The organism is Nocardia sp. NPDC051833, from assembly GCF_040681225.1.
GTDB lineage: Bacteria > Actinomycetota > Actinomycetes > Mycobacteriales > Mycobacteriaceae > Nocardia.
In genome coordinates this window covers 3,435,752-3,448,763 of record NZ_JBFAYK010000001.1, presented here as the reverse complement: position 1 = coordinate 3,448,763, position 13,012 = coordinate 3,435,752, and the positions used below count along the sequence as shown (strand labels likewise).

Below are 13,012 nucleotides of genomic sequence, written 5' to 3'. Positions count from 1 at the left end.
CAGGCCCCGGTTCTGGGGCCCACGGTTCCAGGGGCGAGGTGTTCTCGAGCGCGGCGCAGCAAACGGTGCGCGGGATTACCCAGCGTGGAAGACTGCTGAACATGCGAAGTTCGGCATCTGTGGCGCTGAAAAGGGTTGTGACTGTGCGGGTTCGACCTGGTACCGCGGGCGTCGACACGTCGCGTTGCGAGTTCTTTGCGATGGATCGAGGGTTTGATGAACGTAGGGCATGCGGTCAGATGGGCGGCTGAGCACGGGTTGCCGCGGCTGGGGCTGATGGCGCTGCACCGCAAGGGTGACACGTTCGCGCAGTTGCTCAGCGGCGACGAGGGACGCAACGATCCGTACACGCTGATCGATCAGCTGCGCGGGGAGGGCGGGGTGCAGACCGTCAAGACCGGATACGCCGTCTTCGAGCACGGGCTGTGCAAGGAGATCCTGCGGGACCGGCGCTTCGGCGTGCGGACCCCGATCGATCCGATGCTGCCGGGACCGATCCGCCGCTACGTCGAGTCGATCGAGTTGCCGCCCAATCCGATCGAAGCGCCGTCGATGTTCATGATGGACCCGCCCGAGCACAGCAGGCTGCGCAAGCCGGTCGCCTCGGCGTTCACCCCGCGCGCGGTCGCCCGGCTGGGTGACCGGGTCCGTGAGGTCACCACCGAATTGCTCGACTCGATGGCCGCCACGGGATCGGCCGAACTGATCAGCGAATTCGCCGCGCAGGTCCCGGTGGCCGTGATCGGCGAGATGCTCGGGTTCCCGGACTCCGACCGCGAGATGTTCCTGGCCTGGGGCGAAGTGGTCACGCCGCTGCTCGACGTCGGCATCTCCTGGGAGACGCACCAGCGCGCGATGTCGGCGACGGCGGCGATGAAGACCTACCTCGCCGACCACATCGAGAAGGTGCGCCGCGACCCCGGCGACGACATCTTCAGCACCCTCGTGACCTCGGGCGAGCTGAACACCACCGAGTTGATGGCCAGCGCGAACGTGCTGATGGGCGCGGGTTTCGAGACCACGATGAACCTGCTCGGCAACGCGATCCCGCTGCTGCTGGCCCATCCCGACCAGCTCGAGCTCCTGCGCGCCGAGCCGCAGCACTGGCCCAACGCGATCGAGGAGATCCTGCGGTTCGAGCCGCCGGTGCAGCTCACCGCGCGCCGGGTGCTGGAGCCGGTCGAATTGGGCGGCGCGCCACTGCAGCCGGGCAAGTCGGTCATCATGTCGCTGGCGGGCGCCAATCGCGACCCCGCGAAGTTCGAGGATCCGCATCGCTTCGACGTCACCCGCGCCAACGCCAAGGAGCACCTCGCCTTCGGCAGCGGCGTGCACGCCTGCATCGGCGCGAGCCTGGCCAGGCTGGAAGGCATCAACGCGCTGCCCGCCCTGTTCGAGCGCTTCCCCGACCTGCGGCTCGACGGTGAACCGCACCGTCGCGGGCTGTCGACGCTGCACGGTTTCGATCGCATGCCCGCCCTGCTGAGCCAGGCGGCGGAGGTGGTGCCCGCCGCCACCGCCGCGTCCGAGGACTGAGCGCCCGCCTCAGAACTTGCCGGTGTGGTGCCCGATTCGATGACCGAGTCGGGCACCCAGCTCGGCGACGAATTCGTCGGTGAGCGGCGGCCAGCCCCAGAAGTCGAAAGCGAGAGCGCCGAGGGCGAAGTCGTCGGCCCACTCCCACTCGGTGATGGGACTCGCGGTGCCGCAGGACGCGCAGGTCGCCACGCCGGAGCCGGTGTCGCGCCAGGTGTCGATCGCGTCGGCGAACGGCTGCCAGACCGCCTCGTCCGCCTCCCACCGCTGCGGGTAGTCGATGATCACGGTGGTGGCCCGGCAGCGCGGACAGTCGGTGGCGGAGGGTTCGATGGCGCCCTGCCCCGGGAAGTGGGGATGCCTGCCGACGATGACGGCGACCGGGCCCGGCGTCCAGTCCGCGCCCCAATCCTGGGTGATCCGTGACCATTCGGGGCCCGGCCGATAGCCTTCGTCGACCTGAAGGCTGTACATCGCGTCCCGCGAGGTCTCGCGCAGCAGCCAGCCGCGCGCCACCATCCAGTCGACCGTCCGCGCCGCCAGCGCGCCCGCGTCGGCCGCGGTGACGTCGATGTCGATGATGCGTTCGAAAAAGTCGCCCACACCGGCATCGTGCCATCGGGCGCCGACAACAACCCGATACCGAGGTCAGTGCACCGCCTTGCGCACCAGTTCGGCGATGCGGGCTTCGTCGGCGGGGGTGAGGGCGGTGAGACCGAAGGCGGTGGGCCACATGGTGCCGTCGTCGATGGTGGCGGTGTCGCTGAAACCCAGGGTCGCGTAACGGGTCTTGAACTTGGCCGCCGACTGGAAGAAGCACACGACCTTGCCGTCCTTGGCCCAGGCGGGCTGGCCGTACCAGGTCTTGGGGGTGAGTTCGGGCGCCTCGGTCATGACGATCTCGTGGACGCGGGTGGCGATCGAGCGGTCCGGTTCGGGCATCTCGGCGACTTTGGCGAGCAGGTCCGCCTCGCCGTCGGCCTTCGACGTCTTGCCCCGCCGGGCCGCGGTCTTCAACTCCTGGGCGTGTTCCTTCATCGCGGCGCGTTCCTCGGCGGAGAACGCGGCGGCGCTGCGAGACTTCGAGGTAGCCATGGACATTCCTCCTAGTCGATCAGCGACGGCGGCTCGCCGTCACGAACAGGGCGATACCGGCCGCGAGCGCGAGGACGATCGCGACCGTCAGCAGGATGAGCGGTGCCGTCGCGGCGCCGGCGCCGGGCGCGCCGCTGCGGTGGATCAGCAGGGCCGCGACGAGCGGGCCGATCATCGCCAGGCTCGCGGCGGTCAGCAGGAGACCGACGGTCGTCAGTTCGACCGAGCTGAACGCCCACCTGCCGCCCCGAGAGCCGGTGTGTAGCAAACGATGCTCGACAGTCATGCCATCCCCCTTCGGGAACCCACTCGGAAGTGCATCTGAACCGCGCACCAACGGTACCGCGCCGAACCGCCGAACCGAGTGAGGCGAGCCTCGGTCACCTACCGTCGATGTTGACACCGATTCTCGGTGGCGAACAGCATCGTTCTCATCGTGTCCGCCGCTCGACCCTGTTTCGTGCCCGGTCGTGGGCGGTGCGCAGGAGGTCCCGGACGACGGCGTCGGTGCGCGCGCCGGGGTTAACGACGGCGAGCCAGTTGGCCGCGGCGTAGACCGGGTGGGCGATCACGGTGTCCTCGGTACCGGCATCCACCTGGGGATTCGCCCACTCGCCGAACGCCTCCCGGCCCGCGGAGATATTGAGCCGGAAGGCGCCGGGACGGTCCAGGCGCGAGTCGCGGTCGTCCGGGTAGTCCTTGGTCACGATGGTGGCGAAGGGCTGGGTGGTGGTCGGGACGACGCCGTCCGGGGCGTAATAGAAGAAGGAGTCGCCCCAGCTGATCTCGGGCCATTCGCCGCCGGGGCCGGGCGCGAGGTGCAGGACGCCGCCGAGGCCGGTCACGTATTCGATGATCTCGTCTATCGTCATGGTTCGAGCGTCTCATTGAAGTGGTTGTGTGGACTTTTTCGCCGATGACGAGGAGTTTCCGGTGACAAACCTCAACTCGCCGGTCGGCCGCACGATCGACGTGGCCCGGCGGGCGGGGTACTCGGTCCAGCAGGTGCGCAATCTCGAACGCGACGGCGTGCTGCCGCCCGCCGACCGTTCGCCGGGCGGGCACCGGAGCTATCGCGAGATCCATGTGCACTCGGCGCTGGCCTACCGCGCGCTCGCGGCGGGGGTCGGCCCGGTCGAGGCCAAACGGATCGTCCGCACCGCGCACACCGGGGACCGGGCGGAGTTACTGGCACTGCTCGATGCCGCGCACGCCGGGCTGCACACCGAACGCGCCGAGCTGGCGCTGGCGAGGCAGGCCGCCGAAGCCATTGCGGCGGAGCCGATCACCGAGGTGCGCGGTTCGGACGCGATGAGCGTCACCGAGCTCGCCACGGCGCTCGGGCTGCGGACCTCGACCCTGCGGCATTGGGACGCCGAGGGATTGGTGGTGCCCGATCGCGCGGCGGCGGGCCGCCACTACTCCCCCGCACAGGTGCGCGACGCGCGGATCGTCCACCAGCTGCGGCAGGCGGGTTACCGGATCGCGCAGGTGCGCGCGGTCATGCCCGAGTTCCGGCGGCATTCGGGACAGGTGCGGGCGGCGCTGGCCGCCAGGGACGCGGCGATCACCGCGCGTTCGCTCGCGCTGCTCGACGGCGCGGCGGTGCTGCGCGAGCTGCTCGCCGAGTGATCAGGGCGCGTCGGCGGTGCTGCCGGACAGCGGCATGGCGGGCAGGCCGAGCTTGCGGTGGTCCCAGGACCGCACGCGGGTCGGCTCGACCCGCACGACCACCCGGTTGTTCATCATGGCCTCGACGAACGGCCGGACCTCGGGGCTGTACGGACCGACGTAGCGCTCGTAGATGTCGATGCCCGCCTTCCAGTACTCCTCGTCCTCGGTGTCCTCGATCAGGTGCGCGGTGCCCTCGATCGAGACCCCGCGCAACTGGTCGTAGGTGTCACCGGCCTCGGCCATGCAGGTGATGGTGGGATCGCGGCGCAGGTTGACCGCCTTCTGCGACTTCGACTTGGTCTCGAAGTAGAGGACGCCGTCGATGTGCCCGAACCACATGGCCGTCAGATGCGGTTTGCCGTCGGCATTCAGCGTGGCCAGCGTGAGCACCCGGCTCCGGTCGAGAAACGCCGCGATCTCGTCCGCGCTCATCTGCACCACGGCCCGCTGCTTGATCCCCACCACATCCACCTTTCCGGCCACAACCATTCCCGCCGACCATACCGAGCCACCCGCCACCCCGAACCCGAACCGGGAACACCGTCGAGCCGGTCACCGTTTGGCGCGGTGCGCCTCGGCCAGTGCCGCCGCGATCTTGTCGGCGCCCCCGCGCCGCTGCACCCACGCGGACCATCCGGGCGCGATGCCGGCCAAGAGGGCGCCGACGCGCACCTGCGGCGAGGCCACGTCGATCTCGCCGACGTTGCGCTCGACCGCGCGTCGCACCGCGGCCGCCACCTGGGCGGGCGTGGAGGTGCCGGTGCCGAACGCGGCGGGAACGCCCGCGTCGGCGAACATGCCCGCGTCGCGGACGAAGCCGGGGAACACCGTCGAAACGCCGACACCGTGCGGTGCGAGGTCCTGGCGCAGCGCCTGGGCGAAGCCGCGCAACCCGAACTTGGTGGCGTTGTAGAGCGAGGCTTGCGGTGAGGCGAGCTTGCCCGCGATGGAGGAGATGAACACCAGGTGCCCGTGCCCCTGGGCGATGAGGGATTCGGCGAGCAGGCGGGCGGTGAGGATCAGGGCGCGCAGATTCACGTCGAGTGCGCGGTCGATCTCCTCGATGGAGTAGTCGGTGAGCAGTCCGCTGGCGGGCACGGCCGCGTTCGCGACGACGATGTCGACCGGGCCCGCCGCGGCGAGCAGCGCCGCCACGCCGTCGCGGTCGGCCAGATCGGCGGGCACGGCGCGCGCGCCGGTCTGCTCGGCCAGCGGGGCGAGGACGTCGACGCGGCGGCCGGTGAGCAACAGCTCGGCGCCGCGTTCGGCGAAGGCGTGGGCGATGGCGTGCCCGATGCCGCCGGTGGCGCCCGTGATCAGAACTCGTGAACCTTCGATCTTCATCGGCTGTACCGTCCCCTGTCGCCGCGGTGCTCGGAACGCGGCTGTTGTCCCGTGTCTGGGAGCACGGTAGCGAGCCGACAGGGTCGAACACATCCGCGCGCGGTCGGATCTGTGGCTCCTACCCCGGTAGTGGTTCTGCTAGCCCACCGGTGGGTGTTCGGGGAGGTCGGCGGCCGCGGCGGCGACCGTCGGGTAGATGCCGATCGGGGTGTCGCCCGCCTCGGCCGAACCGAGGGCTTCGCCGAACTGGGCCACCGAGCGGGCGATGCGGAAGTCGATGCGCCGGTGGGCCAGGGCATTGCGCAGATCGAGCAGCATCGCTGTGGCGGTGACGTCGAGGGCGGGTGAGGTCTCGGCGTCGAGCACCACCAGGCGGGTGGCGTCGGTGCACAGGGCCTCGATCCGCGACCGGACATAGTCGGCGTTGGCGAAGAACAGGCCGGACTCGACGCGTACCACCAGCAGATCGGGGCGCGGGGTCAGGTCGGGGTGGCGGACCGTATCCACCCACAGCGAGCCCTTTTTCGCGAGCGCGGCGACGTGCGGCTGCGAGGCGCGGTAGACCAGCAGCAGCACCGAGACGCCGATGCCGATGAGCAGGCCGGGCAGGGTGTCGAACAGCAGCACACCGAACATGGCGGCGAGGGCGGCGAGGAAGTCGGCGCGCGCGGCCTTGCCGTAGATGCTGCCGAGCAGCTGGGTCCAGACCCGGTACAGGCGGCGCAGGGCCGCGATGTCGACGAGCTCGATCACCGCGGCGATGACCACCGCGGCCAGCGTCGCCTCGGGCAGCTTCTCGAACAGCCCCGTGAGGAACAGCAGGGTGAGCACCGTCAGCGCGGCCACGATGAGCCCGCTGGCCTGGGTTTTCGCGCCCGCCCCACCGTTGACGGCGGTCTTGGACAGACTCCCGTTGACCACCATGCCCGAACCGAGCCCGGACCCGAGATTGGCCGCGCCGAGGCCGAGCAGCTCCCGGTTCGCGTCGATCGAGTAACCCGCCTTGGCCGCATAGGTTTTCGCCGCGCCGAGCCCTTCCGCGAAACCGATCAGCAGCACTCCGACGGCGGGACCGAGCAGGTCGAGGTAGTCGTCGAAGCCGACGCCGGACGGCAGCCCGATCGACGGCAGACCCGCGTCGATGTGGCCGACGATGTCGACGCCCTTGTCGTCGAGGTCGAACAGCCGCACCGCGAGGATGCCGAGCAGCACGGCCAGCAGCGAGCCGGGCACAAGGGGCAGCCAGCGCTTCAGGCCGAGCACGACTGCCAGGCTCAGCAGGCCGATCAGCAGTGTGCGCCACTGGGTGTCACCGAGGTGGCCGAGCACGCCCCAGGCCTGTTCGAAGAAGTCGCCGTCGTGCTTGTCGATGCCGAGCAGCTTGGGCACCTGGCCGATGATGATGGTCAGGGCCAGCCCGACGATGAAGCCCTTGAGCACCGGCTCGGAGATGAACGCGGCGATGAACCCCAACCGGATCAACCCGGCCAGCAGGCCGACGATGCCGGTGGCGATGGCCAGCGCCGTCGACAGCGCCAGGTAGCGACCGGCGTCGGCGCCCGCCAGCGGGGTGATGATCGCGGCCGACAGCGCCGCCGTCGCCGACATCGGGCCGACGACGAGGTGCCGGGAACTCCCGGCCAAGGCGTACAGGACCAGCGCGGGCACCGCCGCGTAGAGGCCGATGACCGGCGGCACCCCGGCGATCGAGGCATAGGCGAGGGCTTCGGGCACCAGCACCGCCCAGACGGTGAGCCCGGCGATGACGTCGGGCCGCAGCCACGCGCGCTGATAACCGTGCAGCGATTCGAAGATCGGCGGCCGGCGCACCTCAGAGACCGCCGATGCCCTTGCCGACCACGACAGCACCCATCACCAGCAGCACGATCGCCATCACCGCGTGGTTGTTGGCTTGCAGCCACTGCCTGGCGCTGTCGAGGGTGGGGCCGAGACTGTCGGCGGCCAGCGCGTAGCCGAGCACCACCGCGAGCACCGTGGTCGAGGCGAGCAGGGTGAACACCACGATCGCGACGAGGTCGCCGCCCGCGCTCAACCCCGCCGAACCGATGACGACGCCCGCGGACAGGCACAGCAGCAGGTTCTTCGGATTCACCGCCGACAGCAGCGCGCCGAGTCCGGCCGCCTTGACCACGGTGAGCGTGTCGATCGCCTGCATCCAGGCGGGCACCGCCGTGTCCGACCGCGCGTGCCACTGTTCGGCCGCGAGGACCACAAGCAGTACGCCCAGCACGATTTTCAGCCAGGACGCCACCGCCGACGGTTCCTTCTCGCCCGAATCGCCCAGCGCCCCGGCGAGCAGCGTCACCACGGCGGTCACGATCAGGATCCCGCCGACCCAGCCCACCGCGAATCCCCGCGCCGCCCCGCCCGCGTTCTTCGACAGGATCATGAGGATGGCCGCGACGATGGGGATCGGCGAGATCGCCACACCCACGGCCAGCGGAAGCAGATCACCGATGACTGAGCCCATCCGGTCACGGTAGGTCGGGCCGAGACCAGGACGCGTCACACATTGTGGGTGAGATCGGCGTTAACGCTGATCGTGAGCACGGCGAAACACCGGATATACGAGAGACGAGGGAGGACGTTTCATGTCGTATCGATCCACACTCATCGCGCTGTCCGGCGTCGCGCTCGCGGTCTGCGCCGCCGCCGGGCCCGCCGCCGCGCAATCGGGCCTCGACGACTACACGCCGGTCGACCGATTCGACTATCAGGTCGGCGAACCCGAGTACGCGGGGACGGTCTTCTTCACCACGCCCGACGGGCGGCACTGCGCCATCTACTGGAACAACGGTCCGGCCGGTTGCGACGCGGTGTCGATGGACGCGCCGGCGGGCACCGATCAGCTGCGGGTCGGGATCCTCGAGGCCGCGCACTTCGTCGATGCCGACCGGCCGATCTTCACCCACCCCGCCGCGAAGGTGCTGCCGGAGGGGCATCGGATCAGCCTGGAGAACACCACCTGCGGGATCGGGTATCAGGGGACGGTCAGCTGCGAGGTCGGCGAGCACGGCTTCACGCTGTCGGCCGTGTACAGCGTGCTGCGCTGATCAGCCCGCGAGCAGGTCGTAGAGGGCGGTGATGCTCTGGTCGCCGCGGCCCGCGTCGACGGCGCGGCGCAGCAGCTCGTGCATGGGCGCGTGCCAGGACAGGTCGACGCCGGTCTCGGCGGCCAGCTGCGGGTCGTCGACGAGGGCGGTGTGGAACACGTCGACGCTCGCGCCGAGGCGGGTGTAGTCCTTGCTGTCGATCTCCTCGGCCAGGACCGGCAGCAGCGACTCGATCATCTGCAACCACTTCACCGAGTACGGCACCATCGTGCGCGCGGGCAGTCCGCGCGAGGCCAGCACCGCGGCGCCCTCGGCGAAGCCGAGCAGCGCGGGCAGCAGGGTGGCGCCGACCGCCGCTTCGTAGAGCGCGGCGAGATCCGGTTCGGCGCCGAGGAAGTCGAGCTCGCCACCGAGCACGCGCAGGGTGGCGGCATGGGTGTCGAACACCGCGCGGTCGCCGCCGAAGTACAGCAGCGTGTCGCGCAGGCCGACCGCGGCGGGCACGTTCTTGATCGCGCCGCCGAGGAACCGGGCGCCCGCCTCGCGCACCCACTGCGCGAACTCCCGGGCCTGGGCGGGTGTTCCGCTGTTGAGCGTGATGATGTCGCGGCCCGCGAGCGACGCGGAGGCGAGCGACATGCTCGCGCGGGTGGCGGCGAAGGTGGTCAGGGCGCTGATGGTGACCGAGCCCGCCGCGATCGCGTCGGCGATGTCGCGATGGGCGGTCGCGCCCGCGGCGACCAAAGTCGTCGTGCGGTCCGGGCTGCGGTTCCACACGTGCGTCGGGTGTCCTGCGGCGAGGAGGGCCTGGGCGAGCGCGCCGCCCATCGAGCCCGTGCCGAGCACTGTCACCGGCGGTTTGTCGGTTGCGGTCATCTGCGACTCCGATCCACTGCGCGGCGCTCGGTGTGGGGCCGCGGTGTTCCGAGTGTCGGCGCGGGCCGCGCGGGACGACAAGTACGCACTTTTGCCGTCAGTTGCGCACCTTCGGGTAAACATCCAGGTCAGTGCAATGGCTCTGGTAGGGCTGTGCCGGGTGTCACCGGCGGCCGGGCGGGCGGGGCCGGTCTTTGTGAAGATCGCCAAGGTCGCGTCGGGCCGACCTGCGGTTCGAGCGCGCGTCGTAGAGTTTCGCTCATGTCGGATGCCGAAATGACCGAGCTGGTGCAGCGCAGTGTGGAGGAGGCGCTGCTCGGCGGACCGCGCCGCTACACGCGCACGCAGGTCGCCGAGCAGTCCGGTGTGCCGGAGGCGGAGTCGCGGCGGCTGTGGACGGCGCTCGGCTTTCCCGCCACCGACGACGACCAGGTCGACTACACCCAGATCGACATCACCTCGGTCACCAACTTCCGCAGCATGATCGTCGTCGCCGCCTCCGATATCCGGCAGCAGGCCGCCGCCGCCCGCACCATCGGCCAGGGCATGGCGCGGCTGGCCGAATGGCAGGCCGACCTGGTGCTGGCCGAGATCAAGGCGCGCGCCGCCGCGGCCGATCCGGCGCTGCCACTCGACGAACGGGTCAGGGCGGCCACCGAATCCACCATGGCGGGCATCGAGCAGTTGCAGTCGTATGTGTGGCGCAGGCACCTGGCGGCCGCGGTCGCCCGGTCGGTGGACGCCACCACCGGCGAGGACTCGACGCGGACGCTGGCCGTCGGATTCGCCGACATGGTCGGCTTCACCCGGCTCACCCGGCACCTGCATCCCGACGAATTGTCCACGCTGCTGGAGGCTTTCGAGTCGACCACCACCTCGGCGATCACCGACAACGGCGGCTGGGTGATCAAGAACGTCGGCGACGAGGTGATGTTCGCCGCCGAGACCGCCGACGACGCGGCCCGGATCTCGCTGGCCATCCAGGAGTCGACGATGCTGGTCGGCGGTACCCCGGAACTGCGGGTCGCCTTCGCCTACGGCGAGGTGCTGCAGCGCTTCGGCGATCTGTACGGCTCGGTGGTCAATATCGCCGCGCGGCTCACCGGTGTCGCCAGGCCGGGCAACATCCTGATCGACGACGCGGCCGCCGAGGCGCTCGCCGGCAACCGCGAGTTCGCCATCCGGCATCTGCGCAGCGTGCGGGTGCGCGGCTTCAACCGGCTGCGCCCGCACCGGCTGCGCCCGGCCTCCTGACCGCCGGGCCACACACCGTTCTCTAGGGTGTCGACGTGGAGATGGACTGGCAGAGCGTGCGCGAGCGGTACACCGTGTTCGCCGACGACGCCGTACTCGCGCTGAACAAGCCGGCCGGGATCTCGGTGACCGGGGAGCGGCACGACACCGACCTGGTCGAGCTGGCGCAGGCGGCGGGCACCCAGCTGTATCCGGTGCACCGGATCGACAAGGTCACCTCGGGGCTGGTCCTGCTGGCCGTCGATCTGGCCGCGCACGGCCAGCTGACCAGGCAGTTCACCAAGCAGACCGCGCGCAAGGCGTACCTGGCGATCGTGTCGGGCACCGACCTGCCCGAGCGGGGTGAGATCGATCTGCCGCTCAGCGTCGGGCGCAAGAACCGGGTGCGGATCGCCGCGCCGCGCGAGGCGATCCGCCGCGACGGCGAGCGCTGGTCCGTCGACGACGCCGATCTGCTGCCCGCGAAGAACTACCCCTCGCTCACCCGATTCGCCACCGTCGCCCGGCACGGTGAGCACACCCTGCTCGCCGTCGCGCCGGTCACCGGCCGACGCCACCAGATCCGGGTGCAGCTGGCCTGGATCGGCCACCCGATCCTGGGCGACCCCCTCTTCGACCGCACCGCCACCTTCCCCCGCACCCACCTGCACTCCTGGCGGTTGGGCCTCGACGCCGACTGGCTCACCCCGCCGGTCCTCGACCTGACCGCCACCCCCGGCCCCGACTTCTGGGAACCGCTGGCCGCCGACCCGGACGCGGCGGAGCAGTTGCTCCGCACCGCGTCCGAGCGGCTGGCCGAACTCGCCGTGTGATACCCGGCAGAATCCCCCCACCGCCCGGCTCGACCAACCAGGCCGACCCCGCCGGGCAAGCCAGGCGGAGCCGCGCCGACCGGGCCGCGCCGGGCCGCCGGGCAGCGCCGGGCCGAGGAAACGACCGGCCGGGTAGCCGACTTCGCCCACCGTCACGGAGCGACGAACTGGTCCGTTTCGGCCGCGGTCGTGATGATCCGCCGACGACGGCTCGGCATCATCAGGGTCGGGTGGCTGACGCTCCACGCGGCGCCCGCGCAGATGAACTCCTTGACGCGGGCGCCGAGCCGACCGGTCAGCACGGTCGAGGTCGGCTGATCGTCGAAGGTCACCTTCTGGAGGATGCCGTCGCGGCGGCCGAGGCTGATGCACTGGGTGGCATAGCCGATCTGCTCGTCGGGGACCGGTCGCCCGGTCAGGCGCGCGGCGATGGCGTCGCCTGCCCGCCAAGCCATCGGGCTGCCGGTCGCGCACGCCATCCGCAGCGGTACACCGCCGGGTCCGTCGGCGAGGGCGGCGTCGCCCACGGCGTAGACATCGGGGTGCGAGACCGAGCGCATGGTGGCGTCGACGACGATCCGGCCGGTGTCCGACACCGTCAGCGTGGTGGCCGCGGCGATCGGATGTACCGCGAAGCCCGCGGTCCACACGGTCAGCGCCGCCGGAATCTCGGTATCGCCCGCGACGACGGCGTTCTCGGTGACGCGGGTGACGCCGGCGTGGTCGTGCACCGTGATGCCGAGCCGGTCGATCACCGCGCCCAGGTGCCGCTGCGCCTTCTCGCTCAGCCAGCCGCCGACACCGCCGCGGGCGGCGATCGACACGGCGAGATCCGGGCGGGCCTCGGCGATCTCGGTCGCGGCCTCGATGCCGGTCAGGCCACCGCCGACGACCACCACCGGCGCGCCCGCGGGCAGTTCAGCCAGCCGCGCCCGCAGCCGCAGCGCGGCCTGCTTTCCGGCGAGGCTGTGCGCGTACTCGGCGACACCGGGGACGCCCTGATCGGTGCCGGTGCTGCCCAGCGCGTAGACGAGGGTGTCGTAGGCGATGGTCGTGCCGTCGGCCAGGGTGACGTGCTTGCGCTCGACGTCGACCGCGCCGACCCGGTCGACCACGACCTCGACCCCGGTGCCCGCGTACACCTCACGCAGCGAGCGGGTGCGCAATTCCTGACCGGTCGCCAGCTGGTGCATCCGCACCCGCTCGACGAAATCGGGGTCGGCGTTGACGACGGTGATCGCGACATCATCGCGATGCAGCCGCTTGGCCAGACGTCCGGCGGCGATGGCTCCGGCGTACCCGGCGCCGAGGACGACAATGCGGTGCTTCATGGCTCGCTCCTATCGG

General features: G+C 70.7%; 15 protein-coding genes. 5 read left to right on the top strand and 10 right to left on the bottom strand.

Features of this window, described 5'->3' with window-relative positions:
* The first annotated feature begins 216 nt into the window (after window positions 1-216).
* A complete protein-coding gene (locus AB0L91_RS15760) occupies window positions 217-1,536 on the top strand; it encodes a cytochrome P450 (protein ID WP_355271180.1) in 1,320 nt (439 codons plus the stop codon).
* Between the two features lie 9 nt (window positions 1,537-1,545).
* Here the strand turns inward: AB0L91_RS15760 and AB0L91_RS15755 are convergent, their stop codons facing one another.
* The 4 genes from AB0L91_RS15755 to AB0L91_RS15740 all read right to left on the bottom strand — a co-directional run bounded on the left by AB0L91_RS15755 (window position 1,546) and on the right by AB0L91_RS15740 (window position 3,503).
* Window positions 1,546-2,139, bottom strand: a complete 594-nt coding sequence (locus tag AB0L91_RS15755) for a hypothetical protein (RefSeq protein WP_365010467.1) — start codon at window positions 2,137-2,139, stop codon at window positions 1,546-1,548.
* Window positions 2,140-2,184: 45 nt separating this feature from the next.
* Complete coding sequence (locus AB0L91_RS15750; RefSeq protein ID WP_365010465.1) at window positions 2,185-2,631, bottom strand: DUF1801 domain-containing protein; 447 nt, start codon at window positions 2,629-2,631, stop codon at window positions 2,185-2,187.
* 19 nt (window positions 2,632-2,650) lie between these two features.
* The gene (locus AB0L91_RS15745) at window positions 2,651-2,917 is read right to left on the bottom strand and encodes a hypothetical protein (protein ID WP_365010463.1); all 267 of its coding nucleotides are present in this window, start codon (window positions 2,915-2,917) and stop codon (window positions 2,651-2,653) included.
* Between the two features lie 145 nt (window positions 2,918-3,062).
* Complete coding sequence (locus AB0L91_RS15740) at window positions 3,063-3,503, bottom strand: DUF6194 family protein (protein ID WP_365010461.1); 441 nt, start codon at window positions 3,501-3,503, stop codon at window positions 3,063-3,065.
* 61 nt (window positions 3,504-3,564) lie between these two features.
* On the opposite strand from AB0L91_RS15740, the gene AB0L91_RS15735 reads away from it, so the two are divergent.
* The gene (locus AB0L91_RS15735) at window positions 3,565-4,263 is read left to right on the top strand and encodes a MerR family transcriptional regulator (protein ID WP_365010459.1); all 699 of its coding nucleotides are present in this window, start codon (window positions 3,565-3,567) and stop codon (window positions 4,261-4,263) included.
* Here the strand turns inward: AB0L91_RS15735 and AB0L91_RS15730 are convergent, their stop codons facing one another.
* The 4 genes from AB0L91_RS15730 to AB0L91_RS15715 form a co-directional block, all read right to left on the bottom strand.
* Window positions 4,264-4,767, bottom strand: a complete 504-nt coding sequence (locus tag AB0L91_RS15730; RefSeq protein ID WP_355271730.1) for a PPOX class F420-dependent oxidoreductase — start codon at window positions 4,765-4,767, stop codon at window positions 4,264-4,266.
* 90 nt (window positions 4,768-4,857) lie between these two features.
* The gene (locus AB0L91_RS15725; RefSeq protein WP_365010456.1) at window positions 4,858-5,649 is read right to left on the bottom strand and encodes an SDR family oxidoreductase; all 792 of its coding nucleotides are present in this window, start codon (window positions 5,647-5,649) and stop codon (window positions 4,858-4,860) included.
* Window positions 5,650-5,787: 138 nt separating this feature from the next.
* The gene (locus AB0L91_RS15720) at window positions 5,788-7,479 is read right to left on the bottom strand and encodes a SulP family inorganic anion transporter (RefSeq protein WP_365010455.1); all 1,692 of its coding nucleotides are present in this window, start codon (window positions 7,477-7,479) and stop codon (window positions 5,788-5,790) included.
* A 1-nt stretch (window position 7,480) separates the two neighbouring features.
* Window positions 7,481-8,140 carry a GAP family protein gene (locus AB0L91_RS15715; RefSeq protein WP_365010453.1) on the bottom strand — a complete coding sequence of 220 codons (660 nt, stop codon included), beginning with the start codon at window positions 8,138-8,140 and terminating at the stop codon, window positions 7,481-7,483.
* Between the two features lie 121 nt (window positions 8,141-8,261).
* On the opposite strand from AB0L91_RS15715, the gene AB0L91_RS15710 reads away from it, so the two are divergent.
* The gene (locus tag AB0L91_RS15710) at window positions 8,262-8,723 is read left to right on the top strand and encodes a hypothetical protein (protein WP_365010450.1); all 462 of its coding nucleotides are present in this window, start codon (window positions 8,262-8,264) and stop codon (window positions 8,721-8,723) included.
* On the opposite strand, the gene AB0L91_RS15705 is transcribed toward AB0L91_RS15710, so the two are convergent.
* The gene (locus AB0L91_RS15705; RefSeq protein ID WP_365010447.1) at window positions 8,724-9,599 is read right to left on the bottom strand and encodes an NAD(P)-binding domain-containing protein; all 876 of its coding nucleotides are present in this window, start codon (window positions 9,597-9,599) and stop codon (window positions 8,724-8,726) included.
* 261 nt (window positions 9,600-9,860) lie between these two features.
* Between AB0L91_RS15705 and AB0L91_RS15700 the strand changes: the two genes are divergently transcribed.
* Entirely contained in the window at window positions 9,861-10,853 is a 993-nt protein-coding gene (locus AB0L91_RS15700; RefSeq protein WP_365010445.1) for an adenylate/guanylate cyclase domain-containing protein, read from the top strand.
* 41 nt (window positions 10,854-10,894) lie between these two features.
* Entirely contained in the window at window positions 10,895-11,665 is a 771-nt protein-coding gene (locus tag AB0L91_RS15695) for an RNA pseudouridine synthase (RefSeq protein ID WP_365011314.1), read from the top strand.
* A 152-nt stretch (window positions 11,666-11,817) separates the two neighbouring features.
* Here AB0L91_RS15695 and AB0L91_RS15690 read toward each other — a convergent pair whose 3' ends face one another.
* Window positions 11,818-12,996 carry an FAD-dependent oxidoreductase gene (locus AB0L91_RS15690; protein ID WP_365010443.1) on the bottom strand — a complete coding sequence of 393 codons (1,179 nt, stop codon included), beginning with the start codon at window positions 12,994-12,996 and terminating at the stop codon, window positions 11,818-11,820.
* Between the last annotated feature and the right edge of the window lie 16 nt (window positions 12,997-13,012).

Bases quoted from the DNA above. Each gene is read 5' to 3' on its own strand.
- AB0L91_RS15760 (WP_355271180.1), top strand. From the start codon at position 217: ATGAACGTAGGGCATGCGGTCAGATGGGCGGCTGAGCACGGGTTGCCG.
- AB0L91_RS15750 (WP_365010465.1), bottom strand. From the start codon at position 2,631: ATGGCTACCTCGAAGTCTCGCAGCGCCGCCGCGTTCTCCGCCGAGGAA.
- AB0L91_RS15745 (WP_365010463.1), bottom strand. From the start codon at position 2,917: ATGACTGTCGAGCATCGTTTGCTACACACCGGCTCTCGGGGCGGCAGG.
- AB0L91_RS15740 (WP_365010461.1), bottom strand. From the start codon at position 3,503: ATGACGATAGACGAGATCATCGAATACGTGACCGGCCTCGGCGGCGTC.
- AB0L91_RS15725 (WP_365010456.1), bottom strand. From the start codon at position 5,649: ATGAAGATCGAAGGTTCACGAGTTCTGATCACGGGCGCCACCGGCGGC.
- AB0L91_RS15715 (WP_365010453.1), bottom strand. From the start codon at position 8,140: ATGGGCTCAGTCATCGGTGATCTGCTTCCGCTGGCCGTGGGTGTGGCG.
- AB0L91_RS15710 (WP_365010450.1), top strand. From the start codon at position 8,262: ATGTCGTATCGATCCACACTCATCGCGCTGTCCGGCGTCGCGCTCGCG.
- AB0L91_RS15705 (WP_365010447.1), bottom strand. From the start codon at position 9,599: ATGACCGCAACCGACAAACCGCCGGTGACAGTGCTCGGCACGGGCTCG.
- AB0L91_RS15700 (WP_365010445.1), top strand. From the start codon at position 9,861: ATGTCGGATGCCGAAATGACCGAGCTGGTGCAGCGCAGTGTGGAGGAG.
- AB0L91_RS15695 (WP_365011314.1), top strand. From the start codon at position 10,895: ATGGACTGGCAGAGCGTGCGCGAGCGGTACACCGTGTTCGCCGACGAC.
- AB0L91_RS15690 (WP_365010443.1), bottom strand. From the start codon at position 12,996: ATGAAGCACCGCATTGTCGTCCTCGGCGCCGGGTACGCCGGAGCCATC.